The organism is Sutcliffiella cohnii, from assembly GCF_002250055.1.
GTDB lineage: Bacteria > Bacillota > Bacilli > Bacillales > Bacillaceae_I > Sutcliffiella > Sutcliffiella cohnii.
The window spans coordinates 4,023,623-4,040,756 of the sequence record NZ_CP018866.1; the positions used below are offsets into that span (position 1 = coordinate 4,023,623).

The window sequence follows — 17,134 nt, forward strand, 5'->3', positions numbered from 1 at the left end:
TATTTTCCTACTATAATATCTATCCTACTCCTCGTTCGCAAATATCGGTTTTATTTATATTCGATAACAACCATATCCCAATATTTTAAATGTGGAATTGTAAACTGTATTTCGTCACCTTTTTGCTTAAACTCTAGTTCAACCGCGGATCCTGCAAAGAAATCAGGAGAAGCGATCCAGACTTTTTCCACTTTTCCGTTTGTCTCGGCCGTAACGTTAAGATTCTCTTTGACAGCAGGCTCAACCTGCGAACCATCATTATCTCTCCAGTCAAGAGATGTAGCATCTGTCATATTAATGAACTGAATAATTTCTTTGTTGTCTTTTTCTTTGGCATAACTCCAAACTTTTCCGCGTTCAGCACGTTCTGACGCATCAATATCTTCATTACTAATAGTAATTTCTTTTGAGAGTTCAATTGCTCCGTCGCGAAGTAGATTTTGGTAAGCTACTGAGAAATCATAATAATGAATTAACTGATTGTTTAACTCATCCGATATGGAAAGCTTTTTATGAGGGAAATATTCTTTCGATAACATATTTTCCCCAAGCTCTAAATGGGCACCACCCGCGGCGAAAATAACTGCATTTGTTAGTAGCACACCTGGTGTATTAAATTCGCCCATCGAGTCAGATAGGTCATAGTTCATATACGCCGCTAACACGGTATTTAACTCATTGTTGCTATAGCGATAGTTTTGATCGATTACATCTTTTAAACTACTGAACGTTTGGTGTGAGTCCCATAACTCCGAATATAAGAAGCTTACAGGAGCTTGTGACGCGATGTAACCTACCGCATATTGTGATACAGCGTTCATGACTAAATCTACTTGTAGTTCTTCCTTCGCTTTTTGCAAGAAAGGAACATATGTCGTAGATAAGTCTAACCGATTCCCTTCTCCGTCCCATAATGCACCTCGATCTCCTAATTGATCGACATGCCAACCGTCAAACGCTAAATGTTGGAACACTTCTTTTTCAGCATTAATAATAAAATCTTGCCACTCTTCGTTGGCTGGGTTCATTAAGAAAATATCGCTCGCCCAGCTTTCAGGCAATGGGTGCTTATCTTGGTTTTCAAGGAGAGGATCTCGATAAATTCCCCACTCTTTTTTCACACCTTCTTCTTCATAATTTTCGTAAGCTCCGAAAAGAAGGTTATAGTTCATTGCTTTCATATTTTTTTCAAGTGCCATCGCAATATAATTTTCTACCGTTTCTCTAGAAACTTCTCGATTGGCAATATCTAACCACGTATCCGCTACTTTACCGTTTTCTAATTTTAACGGTCGTTCATGCTTATACTGCCAATCGTAAAATTGTAATCCGTTTATATGGAATCGATTTAATTTATCGATAACCCCTTGTTGTTCTTCCTTTGCTAATTCATAAAAATCCGCTAAATAGCCATAGCGAGGGAATTTTGTCCAATCAGAGGAAACATCAACAGCAATGTTGTAATGATCGACAATTGTTTTCTTATCTTTCATATACACTTCTACCATATAACCTTTAAAGTCATCCTCTTTCGCTATCCAGTCCCACGTAACAGCGTCTTCACCAGTTAGTGTGATTTCTTCCTCTTCTACTACTTCATTTAAATGGACGTATCGAACAAGTAACGTCCCTTCTTCTATCTGTTCATTTAATGTTAACGTAAAGGTAACTTTATCCCCAGGCTCATAAGCAGCTTTATCAGTTGTTACATAGATTAAATAGTCCCCTTTTTTGACACTATCTGATTGAAAAGGGGCGGAAGTAGTTTTCGTACAACCCGTCATCACGGATATAATAAGTAAAGTAGCAATAAAAAGGCTAGCGAATTTCTTCCTCATCCTTTTACGCCTCCTTCTGTATCCCCACTTTGTACAAAGCGTTTTTGGAATACGATATAAATAATAATTACAGGTAAGATTGCGATAATCGAAGCCGCAAAGATCCACGCCCAGTTACTTGCGTATTTTCCTTGGAACATCATTAACGCGATTGGCAATGTTCTCATCGCCTCATCTTTAATAATTGTTAATGCTACGAAATACTCGTCCCACGTTCCAGAGAAAGCAAAAATCGCCATTGTACCTAGTGCAGGCTTCGATAAAGGTAAATAAATTCTTCTAAAGATAGTCCAGTTTCCTCCACCATCCATAACAATCGATTCTTCCAATTCTTTCGGTACTGTTTCAAAGAATCCACGTAAGAAGAATGTAGACCCAACTACTCCTCCACCGATGTAAATTAACCATAATCCCCAATACGTGTTTACTAGACCAAGTGATTGAATAACAGTAAACTGAGGTACGATTGCTAATACTAGCGGAATCATCATCGTAAATAGAAACACTCGGAATACGAATTCTTTTCCAGGGAATGTGAATCGAACGAATGAATAAGCGGTTAACGCTCCTAGAAACACACTACCAACTGTTGCTACCGTTGCTACTAATAAACTGTTTAAAAAATAACGGAAGAAACTATTTTTCGTCCAAACAATTTCATAGTTTTCTAGACTAGGTATCGCTGTAAATACCTCATGTGGTCTAGGGAGAGAATATGCGTTTTTCACGAATGTTGTCATTAACATATATACAAACGGAGTAACAAACACTAAAACTCCGATGATTAAAATGGTGTATACAAAAAGCTTTGGCAAAAAGTTTGTTTTCATCGAATTTCCCTCCTTTTCCTACATGAATTTTTGTCTACCTAGTTTTTTCTGCTGTGTATACGTAATGAGGAAGATCGTCAGACCCATCATTACCCCTAAAGCAGATGAATAACCGAAGTTAAAGTTGTTAAACGCCTGTTTGTAAATCATACTTTGCAAAACTTCCGTTTGGCCCATTGGACCACCATTTGTAATGAAATACACTTGTGGGAAAATGTTAAATGCACCCATAATTAAGTTAATGATGACAAATGCGGTAATCGGCCCTAGCATTGGAATCGTTACATACATAAATGATTTAACCCCATTCGCTCCGTCAATTGCTGCCGCTTCATATAAACTTTTCGGGATACCTTGAAGTGCCGCTAAATATATAACAACGGTCCAACCAACTGTTTTCCAAATGTGGAATAACCAAATTACTACCATTGCTGTCCACTGATTTTGTAACCAACCAATCGGAGAATCAATAAAGCCCAAATTTAATAGAACAAAGTTCACTAAACCGTTTTCTCCGTCAGCAAATAAATAGCGGAAAAGGAATGCTACAACAATCCAAGAAGTGATAATTGGTAAGTAGTACAATGTACGGAACGTAATTTTGTACTTAATAAACTGAAGATTTATTAATACAGCAAAGAAAAGCCCTAAAAACCAGTTAATTGGAACTGTTACAACTGTGTTCAAAAATGTATTACGTACTGCATAGCGAAATGCAGGATCGGAAAATGCTTTTTTATAGTTTTCTAACCCAACAAAAGGACTTTCTGCTCCAGGCATAATATTGTAATCTTGGAAACTCATGATGATACCTTTCATCAATGGGTAGATTACGAATACACCCGCACCAACAAGCCCTAAAAAGATAAATGGAAAGACTTCGATCCACTGTTTAACGCCAATTTTAAAGCGTTCGGCAAAGCTTTTTTTCGGAATAACGACGGCATCATTTTTATTCGTATTTACTCCACTTTCCATTGGGCTCCCCTCCTAACAAATTAAGAATAAAGATACTTCACTGGAAATTTTCCAGTGAAGTACTCTCGTTTTTTATTTAAGTAAAGCTTCTGCTTGTCTTGCTGCATCATCCATTGCAGCTTTAGCGTCCATTTCACCACGAATTACTTTTTCAAAGTTTAAGTTAATAACTGCTTCAATCTCTGACCATTGTGGGATAGGCGTACGAGGTAAGGCAGTTTCAAGCTGTGTTACGTACTCTTGAATGAATGGGTTTTCTAAGAACGCCGGGTCATTCGCCGCATCGATATTTGTAGGAATTAATCCTGTTTCAGCCATTAATTTTTGTGGTTCTTCTGTTAACATCCATTTTGCAAACGTCCAAGCTTCTTCTGGATGTTTAGAGTTTGCGAAAATAACTAAGTTTTCTCCACCGATTACAGAACGGCTTCCACCATCACCAGCTGGAATTAATCCACGAACTGTATCATTTAATGCATCAAATTTATTTCCTTCTTCGTTCATTAAAATACTAAAGAACCAAGGACCATCGTCAATCATTAAATATTCGTGATTTTGCATTCCATCCCACGTCCCTGGCTCTCCACCAAGGATGGAAGGAGCTGTTAATCCATCATTATGCCAGCCTGCCATTGTTTCAACTGCTGCAATACTTTCAGGGCTGTTAATGTATCCATCAAATTGTGTGAAATCGTCGTTTGTTAATGTTCCGCCTAAGCTCCAGAAGTAAGGAAGGAAGCCCCATGCGAATGATCCACCTACACCAATTCCACCTTTAGAACCTACAGTTTTTGCTGCTTCAGCTGCTTTTACAAGCTCATCCATTGTTTCTGGAGCTTCTGATAAACCAGCTTTTTCTAATAATTGTTTGTTATAGATTGCAATTTTTGTGTTTGTATTTACTGGTAAACCGTAATATTTTCCATCATAGAAGTTTGTTGCCATCGGTGCTTCAAACACACTATTTTTTACATTCTCAAATCCTTCATAACCACTTAAATCTTGAAGTGCACCAATTTGAGCAAACTCAGAAGTCCAAACAATATCCATACGCATTAAATCAGGTGCAGCATTACCAGATACACCAGCAATAACTTGTTGCTTTAATCCTTCGTATGGCATACGAGTTAATTTAAGTTCGATGTCAGGATGTGCTTCTTCAAACATCGGCTTTATTTTATCTGTTAATACTACTTCTTCTTGGTCACTATAAGTGTGCCAATACTCGATTACTGTTTTCTTTCCAGAACTTTTATCAGTAGAACTAGAGTCACTAGAACCACTGCACGCACTTACGAAAAGAAGTGCAGAAACAGATAATATAGCTATTAATGATTTAAATAATTTCATCTTTTCAAACCTCCTATTGTTTCTTACACATTTATTATCTAAAATGAAGCGCTTTATTGAAATCGCTTACATTAAGGGAATGGTGTCTTATATTTGATAAAACGAAGGCGAACTATAATAAAAAGGAAAATGGTGTTCTATATTCTCGTTTTCGATAGAGAAATAAAACACCATTTTGTTAGGATGCTATAAATTGAAACATTGATTAATAGAGGGATTATTTATCACTTAATAAATTTATTCGTTCATTTTTTTGTATTTCAGAATCTCCTCCCTTATTTTTTTAATCGCCCCCCTCCGCCACGACTTTACCGCTGCTTCGGTTGTTCTATGTTCTCTAGCAATTTCTTTTATTCCTTTTCCGTAAAATATATGTTCTACTACCCATATTTTTTGATTATTTGTTAGACATACCACGTAAGGCTCTAAATGATTAATCTGTTCGTCAAGTGAGACGGAATTATCAGGAATGAACTCCTCATATTCTTTATCCCAAGGTGCATGATGATCATCAAAATGCCGTTCGGCCTTTAATACGTTCAACAATGAACCTCGAATTGTTGTATAAGCGTAAGCTGGAAAAGAACCTTTCTCTTCATTAAATTGTTTATATGCCGTCCAGAGAGCAACAACTCCTTCGTGAAAATAGTAGCTGTGATCCCGATAAATATGGAGTGTATTAATAATTTTATAAATCATTGGTCTGTATCGCTCTAGCACATCAGTAAAATTTGCATGACGAATATCCACTTTGACTTTCCTTTTAGAAAGTGCACCTTCTCGGTATTCCGCGGTAAGTCAAAGATAGTACGAATTTGCGTATTTGTCTTTCTAGTAAACTAGCAGTTTGCTGTGCGAAAAGGTGTCAAAAATGACGTTTTGTCCAAAGAAAATGTCATTTTTGTAAGGGGAAACTGGGGAGAACTTGAAGAATAGGGAAAAGTATAAATGATCAAAAAAAGGAGGTCAGTTTTGGCGCTGACCCCCGGTTTTAAACTATTTTACAGTAACTGAAGTTGCCTTACTTTTGTTGCCGGCGTTATCTTCTGCTGTTACAGACAACACTACTTTTTTCGACTGTTTTTTTATTTTTACTGAAAAATCTCCAGTCTTTGATGCTTTCGCTGTCCCTAACGTTGTGCTGCCTCGTTTCACTACTACCGTAGCATTGGCTTCCGTTTTCCCAGTAACAGCTGTAGAGCTGGAATATACGGCATTTACTTTTGGCGCGGGTGGTGCAGTTTTATCCACTACCGTTTTATTCGTAGCACTGCTCACATTTCCGGCCGCATCTTTTGCTGTTACACTCAACGATGTTCCGGCATTTTGCTTTTGGATCGTTACACTGTACGTACCATCCGTGTTGACTTTACTTGAGCCGAGCGTTGTTGTTCCTCTTTTTACCGTTACCGTTGCTCCTTTTTCTGCGGTCCCTTTTACGGTTGTTGCATTATCTCCAACTGTATTAACCTTTGGTGCAGGTGGTGGAGTTTTATCAACTACTGTTTTATTCGTTACACTACTCACATTTCCGGCTGCATCTTTTGCTGTCACACTCAACGTTGTTCCGGCATTTTGCTTTTGGATTGTTACACTGTACGTACCATCCGTGTTGACTTTACTTGAACCAAGCGTTGTCGTTCCTTTTTTAACCGTTACCGTTGCCCCTCTTTCTGCGGTCCCTGTTACGGACGTTGCATTATCTCCAACTGTATTGACCTTCGGAGCTGGCGGAGGGGTTTTATCAATTACCGTAACAGTTGTTGCCGCACTTACATTTCCGGCTGCATCCTTAGCTGTCACTTGTAATGTAGTCCCGGCCGATTGTTTAGCTATAGCGACTGAAAATACTCCGTTAGAATTCGTTATCCCTGTTCCGAGCGTCGATGTTCCCTTTTTTACAATAACAGTTGATCCCTTTTCTGCCCTCCCAACAACTTGAACAGAATTGTCTGCGACAGGATCAACAGTTGGCGCTGAAGGAGGTGTTCCATCAACCACCATTACAGATGCTACGTCACTTGAAACATCGTGTATATTTTTTGCATAGACCTCTAACACTGTCCCTTCTACTTGCTTCGGGATAGTGATAGAGAAAGTTCCAGCACTCGTTACTGTAGAAGAACCAATAACTTGAATACCGTTTTGGACAAACACCGTTAAACCAGCATCAGCTGTCCCTTTTACAGATGTTGATTGGTCAGTAACTTTATTTACTTTTGGTATATTAACTGGAAGATTAACGTAAACTTCTCGAACAACTGTATCGATATTTCCAGCTTCATCTACCGCTTCTAGTTTTAACGTGTATATTCCAGCATCGAGGTTACTCGTATTCCAAGTTCCTAAAGAATCGTTTTCTACTTTAGAACTACTACTGAAAATCAGATTCCATGAAGAAGGGCTGCTACCAATACCATAATATAAACGATAATTTTGTAGTGTTTCGTCCGTTGCGGTCCCCATTATATTTACTGTTTTATAAAGTGAAGCTAATGGTTCAGGCGAAGCAATAATGACAACTGGCTTCATATCGTCATAAAACGTAATCGTTCTAGTTAATTTATTTCCAAAATAGCCACTTTCATGGTGAAACATTTGCCATTCTAGGGTAATAGTCCCTAAAGGCTTTTGTCCTTTTACTCTAACTTGGAACGTTTTCGATTCACCTGGTGCTATTTGCTCTCCAGGAGAAAGTGCTTCTACCTCTAAAAATTCCTGTTCATTTACTAGTTTAAGTTCAAAACCTTCCTCAGCTGACCAAGCCTCTGTACCGATATTTTTCATCGTAATGGACATATGCGGGTCAACATGAACCGCGTTTTGTAAAGGAATGGAACTTGCTGTTACTAATGCATCTTTGCTTTTTCTTAACTCTATTGGAACTGGTGTTGTATAACCAGAAAAGTTACCATCCATATCTACCGCATTCACAGAAACATATACCGTACTGTGTGGGAGTAGCATATTGGAAGTTACTAATATTTCATTATTAGTAGTTTTTAAGCCCGTCGAAATATCTGATTTCTCAGGAGCTGAGCCTATTTTCACCTGATACTCTTTTATGTTCTCATTTGATGTATCCCATTTGAGATGCACTTTTCCAAAATCATATTCCGTCATATGAATGTTGGAAACGAAAGGTGGTGCTGTTCTATTTGGGATGGCAACACTCACTTCTTCAGATGCTCCTGATTCACCAAACTCGTTATACGCAGTAATTTTAAAATAATATCGATTCGGGTCTTTCTCTGTACCACCTGCATTTTCATATAGCGCACTTGGATGATCTGGCAAATTAGTGCCAGACTGGTCTAGTTTTAATCGATATTCGCCATTACTCACTTCATCCTTACTAGGCCACAAGTTTTTATTCAAAGAACTCCACTCATTCGTTAAACCTACATCAATCGTTTCATATTCTTCGCCGTTAAAAATGGAAAGTTTGTATCCCTTCACCCCTGGAGAACTATGCCAAGACAGGCGGACGTAACCTTCACTCGAATTTGCGCCTAGTCCATACCCTATTGCATTCGTAATCGCTGGTCGAGGGGCATAGTTAATGATTAGACGTGGAGCCTTATCTAGTTGTTCATAGCTTTTATTAGCATAGCCTTTACTCGTATAAAAGTTTCGATAGCTATCCTCCTCTTTTCCAACAATAGCTAAGCCGTAATCAGTAGTTGGGTCTTCATACCATTCCGCAACTATTTGGCTAACATCCCATTGAAAATGACCACCATCCACTCCAATCCTCATCGTTCTGTCGATATAAGGACTACTGAGGTCTGGGCGATTCGACCACGTTACCGTCTCACCGTCCCAAGCAGACAACACTTTAAGAACTTGATAGTCTTCATTAATATATGTAGGGTCCCAATATCCCCATTTAACAGGCTTATCTATCTCGAACATATTTAAATTCGCACTATAAATCAATCCTCCATTTATATCCGGAAGAGAGTTACCGAACTTAAGTAACGTTATGTTTTGCTTTTCGTTTTGGATTCCTGCGACTAACTGTTGTTCACTAGATAGGTTACTTGAAGGTAACTCTTCTGAAATAAAAGTTTGATAGAGTGGAAACCCACTTCTATTTCCAGTCGTATTCGGAACCCATTCATTCGTAATTGGATCCTTTAAATAGATTGGCAGCGGGAATACCTCTATTTTGTTCGTTAAATTGAAATTACGAGTTGTTTCTGAAAACTCGGTTTGACTAATAAGCGTATTAGCATGAGCTAATGGAATAGAAAATAATGGGTTGAATACTAACAATGTTATGACAAAAATAACGATCCATTTTTTACAAAAGTCTTTCAAACTATATTTCCCCTTTATCGTCATATAAAAGCAAAAAAGCTGTACTTCAGAACCTTTTATTTCTGTAATCTATATTTTATTTATAGCTTGATTTTTAAAAATAAGCTATAACTTTTTTTGTAATTATATATAAATTTTTTCAAGAAAATTACAACGTGAAATTTTGCACTAAAAAAGGTCAGAGCAAGCTCTGACCCCCATTAACTATTTACGACCTAGACTCCTTACAATCCGGACAGATGGTAAGAGTTGAGTCATAAGGTTTATTGCAACTTCGGCAAAACACTACTCCAATTTCATTAGACGTTGTAGATGGAGTAAGAGGTGGAACAACCGTTTCGATAACACTTTCTTTCTTTTCCTCACTATTTTTAATATGCATCACCACTACAATCAACGTAATAACATTCACAATTAGCGTCATGATAATAAGTATATTCGTGATGGTTAATAATTCACCCATTAGTACATGTCCTCCTAACTAACGATATCTTCTTTCTCTTCGTCAAACCTTGCCGTATCGTCGTCATCTTTTCTTTTTCTAAATACGAAGTAACCTGCGATGGATGTACTAATAGCACCTATACCAATTAATGATCCATAGAACAGTGACGTGTTATTATACCAACGTACAAATAAATTAGTCGATACTAATAGATCCGTAATATCAACGTTTAATTCATTTCCAGCTGCATCTACTGCTACAATTGTGACACTTTGCTTCGCATTGGAACTCGGAATATCAAATGTATAGTCTTCTCCACTTACTTTATAATCTACCTCTTCATTATTTAGAAAAATCGTTGCGTGATCTAATACTAGATTATCCTTTATTGAAACTGTAACAGCTTTCGTTTCTACCGGATATTGCGCGCCACTTTCTAAATCGATAGGTACGATAACTGGAGCTGTTTTATCAATACCGAACGAAATCTCCGCTTTTTTCGTTTCATCGATGTTTTCATTAATGTTCCCTGCTGCATCCTCAGAATAAAGTGTCACTGTATAGCGACCATCGCCAGCAAAAAGTTCTTTCTTAACGGTATACGTATACTGACTCCATGAACCTTCTCCACCAGCTTTCTCAACCGTGTAATCTGTTCCGTTCATTAAGTCTGTTGGCGTACCGTTTTTCGTCATGACGATTGTTACAGACTCTTCATCAATGCTATCGACGTTTGTTTCCGTTAAAATAATGTCCACTTCGTCTTGAACATATTTTCCGTTAATTCCTACGATAGACTCATCTAACGTATAAACTGAACCGAAACGGTTAACCGAGAATCGTATTTCTTCGGTTGATTCATTTCCTGCATAGTCGACTACTGTTGCCGTGAGCGTATATAAATCATCTACTTCTTGCATTTCTTCAAAGTTTTCAAAAGTAAATACTTGCCCGTTTCCTTCGTCGGAATAGCTACCTACTAGTTTGACCGGACCTCTATTAGCACCAGTTAAGCTAATCGTTACATTATTAGGATTGAAGTTCGTGTCGCGATAAGAAATAACTGGCATTACCTCACCGTTATTCGCCGACATATGTTCTACACCTGAAATTGTCAGCTCTGGTGCTGTTTGGTCTACGTAAAATTCATCAACTGTATATTCAGCTGCAACGTTACCAGCCATATCGGTATATGCAATATCAAATGTGTACAATCCGTCTGTTCCATAGTGAATCGTTGCAGTATGCACATCTCCAACTGAATTCCAACGACTAACCTCTGGGAACGCTATCGTACTTCCATCATCTGTCGCAGTACCAGTAATTTGAATACGACTAGTTTCAAAGTTTCGCTCTGTGATTGAAATAGTTGCCGTTCTTGCCGTATTATAATAGTTTCCGTTTTGTGCACTACTAGAACTGTAAGCTACGTTAATTACTGGTTCCGTTTTATCAATCGTAAACTTTTGCTGCGGAACTGGTGCCGCTGCGTTTCTAGCATTATCTTGATACTTCATATCAAACGTATAATCTCCATCCGCTGTAAAGCTTATCGTTGCGGTATGTGTTGATAAATCTGGATTAGCTCGATTAACTCTACTAGTCCAGCCAGCAAAGGAAGGACGCTCACCAAGTGTATTTGTAATAACATACTCCACATCTTCTGGTCTAAAGTTGCGCTCCGTAACGACAATCGTTGCGGTACGGTTTGCTTTATAATAATCAGTAAAGTCTCCATCTGGTGTGTTATTGTCATATGTTATTTCAATCGTTGGTGTCGTTTTATCAATACTGAACGTAATTTCGTCTTCTGAAGTATGTCCGGATCGATCGGTCATTTTCACTTTGACGACAATATCATTACTATTATTTCGAACAGTTAGTGTTTTCTTCATTTCAGTCACTAAGTTCTTCTCTTGCTTCGTTTGTCTCCAGCCGTCTGAATTACTACCTGGACTATACGTTTTATCGTTATGAATCGTTAAGCTACCACTTTCGTTATTATCTCTATCGTACGGTGCTACAACAGACCACTCAATTTGAGCAATTCCAGAATACGTATCAGTAACCGTTAATTCTACGTTTACATTATTAGCATACAAGTCTTGCCCATTATTATCTTGGTAAGTTGTTGTTGGGACTTTGAAATCAATATGTGTCTCTTTAGCATGTTGTGCTGCACTTTCCACAATCGTTCCATCTGGTGTTTCAAAGCCAACCGTGTTGTCTACTCCGTCAATTGCCTTAGCGAAAATTTGACCTTTAAAGTTCACCGGTACGAGAAAACTAACTTCACCTTTCGTCGCTATCGGTGAAATTTTATTCACATCTGACTCTTTAATCTCTTTTAGATTACCGTTTCGTAAAACACTATAATATGTTCCGTTGTCATAGTCTTTTAAATAAACGACGATAGACTGTAACCCTGACGTATATTCATACTCTTTTTCTGGATCTTCTGCCTTCACTGTTACACGAGTTTGTTGTTTGAAATAGAACCCGTATTGAGTTAATTCAACTGATTTCTTAAACTCATCGGTATCTTCTACTTTCTTAAAGCTGCCGTTTACGTCTTTATTTGAGAAAATGAAATCTGTAATAATTGGGCTAGTTTCATCCTTATATGTTTTCGTTTTTCTGGATTGACTATTTCCAGCGTTATCGATAACATACACCGAAATTTCGTAAGATCCATCCTTATTAATAGGAATGTCTTCTGTTGCTAGATTAATAGAATATTTAATTGGTTTTGTGCGTTTTTCTTTATCACTAGAGTAATCGTGTAAATATTCTTTTCCGTTAATATCGATTTTTACCGTATTAACACCGGAATCAGCATCTGTTACGACTACTTCATACGTGACATCTCCACTGTATACATTTTTTCCGTTCGAAGAAACACCTTTATTCGGAATAACATTAATCTCTGCTGTCGGTTTATTTTTCTCTATTTCGATAACACCATCGTTATCTGCAACAATGTTTGAGTTTTCACTCGTAACTTTATATTCCTGGACGTTTTTACTATAATCCGTTAGTTCAACAAAAATGTTTCCTGTAAAGCTCGTTGCATTTATCGTAAACTTCGCTTCTGCAGTTAAATTATTTTCGCCTTGTTTAAAGCTATTTTTCACTTCTACTAATTCCACATCCGAATCACTTGCTGTTAAGGAAATACTTTCAATACCGGCAATATTATCTTCCGCTTTTACAACGACTCTTACTTCCTTATTAAAGAACGTTCCAAACGAAAGGAAATTAATTGTTTTTGCAAAGAAGTTCGTATTCGTTTGTTCAAACGTAACCGCCTCTTCTTCTACTAGCTTCGGTACCGTCGTATCAATATAGAACGTTTCTTTCTCATAATTCGCTGCAGCATTTCCAGCCTTATCTCTTGCGTGAATATTAAAGCTGTATAATGCATCTTCTTCATAATAAATAGTTGCTGTATGAGTGTCACCGTCTGTCGTCCAATCGCTTAAACTTGGGAAACTAACATCTCCAAGCTCTACGGAACCGATTATTTCGACACGAGCAGCGTCAAAATTACGCTCCTTTATCGTAATCGTTGCCGTTCTAGGTGCTTTATAAAAATTACCGTTTGCGACATCATTGTTGTCGTATACTACTGTTACTTCTGGTGGAGTAGTATCGATTGTAAATGAATCCGGTGTATAAGGAGGAGCCTCATTACCAGCCATATCTTCAAACAAAACAGAAAACGTATAATCACCATCATTCGTAAAATATACATTTGCTGTATGTGCCGTTTGATCAGGATTTTCTTCATTATAGCTAGTTTCCCAAACTAGCTCTAACCGTTCATCGTTTAATTGTGCGAATAATAACTGTGGATCAAAATTACGCTCCGTTACGATAATCGTTGCAACACGATGCCCGTCGTAATTATTCGGAAAATCTTCATCAGCCTTGTCGTTGTCATAAATAACTTCAAGCTCTGGCTTTACTTTATCGATACTGAACGTTACTTCTTGTTCCGTAACATGCCCCGCTCTGTCGTGCATTACTACTCTCACGACAATATCGTTACTATTGTGAGAGATCGGAATTGTTTTTTTCATTTCCGTTACTAAATTCAAATGTGTTGACGTAAGCTCCCAGCCATCTATTACTGTTCCTACATCATATTTAGTATTAGTTTCTAAAGTAACGCTACCCTTATCGTCTTTTTCACGATCGTAAGGAGCTTCAACAAACCATTCAATCGTTTCGATACTAGAATAACTATCAACCACTGTTATTTCTAGCTCGATATTGTCCGCATATAAGTTTTGTTGTTTCTTATCTTGATGCGCTGTTTCAGGTAGTTGAATTTCGATAAAACTATCTTGTTCATGTCGCTCTAAGCTTTCTACAATCGTTCCAACTGCTGTCGTAAAAGGACCTGTATTTTGAACATTATCTGTTGCTTTTGCAAAAATTTGGCCTTTAAAATTTTCTGGAACATTAAAAGTAAAATCACCAGTTGTCGCGATTGGTTCAACACCTTCAATCGCTTCCTCTTCTATTTCCACATAGGAGCCATTTGCTTGAATGGCGTAAAACTTCTCATCCTCATGGTCTTGTAAATAGACAGTAATAGATTGCACACCACTTGCCGCTTCATTTGGTCTTTTATAATCTTCAGCCGTAACAGTTACTCTCGTTTTATTTTTAAAGTAAAAACCGTATTCATCAAGTTCAATGGACTCCGTTAGTTCCTCAGAATATTCTTCTTCTACATACTCTCCATCTTCGTTTTCAATGGCGAAAGTGTAACGTGTAATAACAGGATGCGAACGATCAGCATAAATCGTTTTGTTTGTACCTGTTACGTTTCCAGCGTTATCAACGACCTCAACGGAAATGTTGTAAGAACCGTCTTCATTCGCTTTTATTCTTTCATCATCTGTTCGAAGTGTAATCTCGTCACTAATTACTTTATCGTCAGTGTAGGACGAAGTAATTTCGACCCCATTAACATCCACTACTACCGCATACAAGCCTGATTCATCGTCTTGTGCATGAATTTCAAACTCGACGACCTCACGATAAATATCTTCAAAAGGGATGTTATCCTCTTCATGGTGAATCGTTAACTGTACGGAAGGGTCCACTTGTTCAATCATGACAACGCCATTATTATCCGCAGCGATATTGGAATTTTCTTTCGTAATGATTGTTTCATAGTTGTTTCCAACGTTATCGATTACTTCTACTTCAAAAGATCCTAGAAAACTAGTTGCTTCAAGCGTAAATACTGCTGTTGCCGTTAAACCGTCTCTACTAATATCATCTTGCGTTACGGTTGTCACCACTCCATCCTCATCAGTTGCTCGTAACGTTATTTCTTGAATTCCTGATGCGGCATCCACTGCATCTACTGTTATTTCAATCGTTTGATTAAAAAATGTTCCGAATGATAGGAAGTGTAGAGCTTTCGTGACGAAATTTTGATCTTTTATTTTAAACTCGACCGCTTCTCCAGACGCTAAACTTGGATTTGTCTTATCGATATGAATATTTACTGTTTTTACTTCTGACTTGTTTCCTGCTTCATCTATAGCCCAAACGTTATATACGCCAGTATAGTCTTCGTCATCTGTAACAAAAGTAAATTCGTTCGTTGATGCATCAAACTCCGCTAGATGTTCCTCAGTTGAGTTTCCTTTACTATAATAAACAGCCTCAACTTCCGTACTGTACTCCACTCCATCAAACGTTTGTTTGATATTTTCCACGAGACCAGATACTGTTACGGCACCGCTAAACCATGAAGCTTCGTCTACTAAAACTTCATTTTCACCTTGTAACGTAACGTCTCCAATGCTAGGTGCTTCGGTGTCGAAAACGAGAATTAATTTTTGGTCTTGGATAATTTCTTTACTGCCCCACTTTTTACCAACTTTTATACTATTTATTTTCGTATCGTTCGTAAAGGTATAATTTTTCCACCAAAAGAAGTCATGATTTATATTAATTCTGTGACTGTATTCTGAATTTTCATTTGGAGATATCCTTACCCTCTCACCCTTTGCATAGACGTAAACTACTTTTCCATCTACTATTATCGTATCTATCGACTCGGAAGGTTGAATCTCAATATAATCACTCCAACTTCCATCTTCGGAAGGTATTTCTTCAAACTCAACGATGACATCAATATCTTCTTTAATCTCCGTTAACGTTAAAAGAAAAAGGTTTGTTTCTTCCTTCCAAATAAAATCTGGATTGTTTTCTAAATCTAACTCGACTCCATTTACACGGATTGCCTTTACTTGATAGGAAGTATTAGGAGCTATTTCTAGCTCGAGGTCATTTCCATAGCTAACTTCCTCGCTAGAAGGACTGATTGTTCCATTTTCACCATCTACATTAGCTGTCACAGTGAACGTTTTAATAGCAAACGTAACTTCCACTTCATGATTGGAAATAACATCTTCAAACGTATAGCTGAAGTTATCTTCTTCGATTTCTTCAACAGCTTTGCCATCTATCTTTACAGTTTTGATATAATACCCTTCGCTTGGTTTAACAGTAAAGTATTTATTCTCACCATGGCCTACTTCAATTTTTCCTTCTTTTGAAATCACTTCACCATTTTCATCTACTATTTCGCCTAAATCATTATAGTTGAAAGTGATCGTATACGTTTTTAGTACGAACTCTACATCAATTTCTATATCAGTAGAGAGAGATTCAATCGTCTCTTCAAAGCTTTCACGGTTCGTAATCGCTCGATCTTCTCCATTAATTCGGACACTCTCAATAAAGGAATTTTCATTTGGAGTAATTTCTATCACTAGTTCGGTTCCTTCTTCAAGCTCAAGATTACTAGAATAACTCTCATCATTAATAGTAACTTGTCCTTCACCCGTTTGATTTACTACAACGTGATAAGTTGTTGGTTCCTCTTCTTTGACTTCCTCTTCATCATCTACCATTTCTTCTTCCGTCTCTTTTAGTTTAAATTCTTTCGTCACAACATCATATATGTAATAATCAGTTGTTCCTTCCTTTAAACTGATAGAAAACGTATCTGGCTCTTCATCCTCAAGGGATACATTAAAATTAAAAGTTGACTGTTCTACAAAACTTGCACTAGTCAGCTCTGGAAAAGTAGCAATTCCTTCACTGTTCGTCTTTTTAGAAATGGTTATGTCCCCAGAATTGGTTACTTCTACATCGGCATCTGAGACTGGTTCTTCTCCTCGTACAACTTGTAGCGTAAACGCTTCTTCCTCTGATTCAGCTAGTACATTTGCAAACAAGTGTAAAGGTATGCTGTACGTGACTAGCATGACGGCCAGTAAGATGGCTAGAGAGCGTTTCGCCATTAACTTCTTTCTAGCAAACATTTTTTTCTCCCC

The 17,134-nt window shown here is 37.6% G+C and carries 8 protein-coding genes; all 8 read right to left on the reverse strand.

Annotated features, from left to right (window positions below):
* Positions 1-50 precede the first annotated feature (50 nt).
* A complete protein-coding gene (locus tag BC6307_RS20245) occupies positions 51-1,838 on the reverse strand; it encodes a glycoside hydrolase family 66 protein (RefSeq protein WP_066415481.1) in 1,788 nt (595 codons plus the stop codon).
* On the reverse strand, positions 1,835-2,668 hold the full coding sequence (locus BC6307_RS20250) for a carbohydrate ABC transporter permease (protein WP_066415479.1): 834 nt from the start codon (positions 2,666-2,668) through the stop codon (positions 1,835-1,837). Before BC6307_RS20250 ends, BC6307_RS20245 begins: the two co-directional genes overlap by 4 nt.
* Positions 2,669-2,686: 18 nt before the next feature.
* On the reverse strand, positions 2,687-3,646 hold the full coding sequence (locus BC6307_RS20255; protein WP_066415477.1) for a carbohydrate ABC transporter permease: 960 nt from the start codon (positions 3,644-3,646) through the stop codon (positions 2,687-2,689).
* A 72-nt stretch (positions 3,647-3,718) separates the two neighbouring features.
* On the reverse strand, positions 3,719-4,996 hold the full coding sequence (locus BC6307_RS20260; RefSeq protein ID WP_066415476.1) for an extracellular solute-binding protein: 1,278 nt from the start codon (positions 4,994-4,996) through the stop codon (positions 3,719-3,721).
* A gap of 237 nt (positions 4,997-5,233) precedes the next feature.
* Positions 5,234-5,746: a sigma-70 family RNA polymerase sigma factor gene (locus tag BC6307_RS20265; RefSeq protein WP_066415473.1), complete on the reverse strand. Its 513-nt coding sequence runs from the start codon at positions 5,744-5,746 to the stop codon at positions 5,234-5,236.
* A 246-nt stretch (positions 5,747-5,992) separates the two neighbouring features.
* Positions 5,993-9,319, reverse strand: coding sequence for an Ig-like domain-containing protein (locus BC6307_RS20270; protein ID WP_066415471.1), 3,327 nt, complete (start codon positions 9,317-9,319; stop codon positions 5,993-5,995).
* Between the two features lie 208 nt (positions 9,320-9,527).
* Complete coding sequence (locus tag BC6307_RS20275; RefSeq protein ID WP_066415465.1) at positions 9,528-9,782, reverse strand: hypothetical protein; 255 nt, start codon at positions 9,780-9,782, stop codon at positions 9,528-9,530.
* Between the two features lie 14 nt (positions 9,783-9,796).
* Positions 9,797-17,122, reverse strand: coding sequence for an Ig-like domain-containing protein (locus BC6307_RS20280; protein ID WP_066415462.1), 7,326 nt, complete (start codon positions 17,120-17,122; stop codon positions 9,797-9,799).
* Positions 17,123-17,134: the final 12 nt, after the last annotated feature.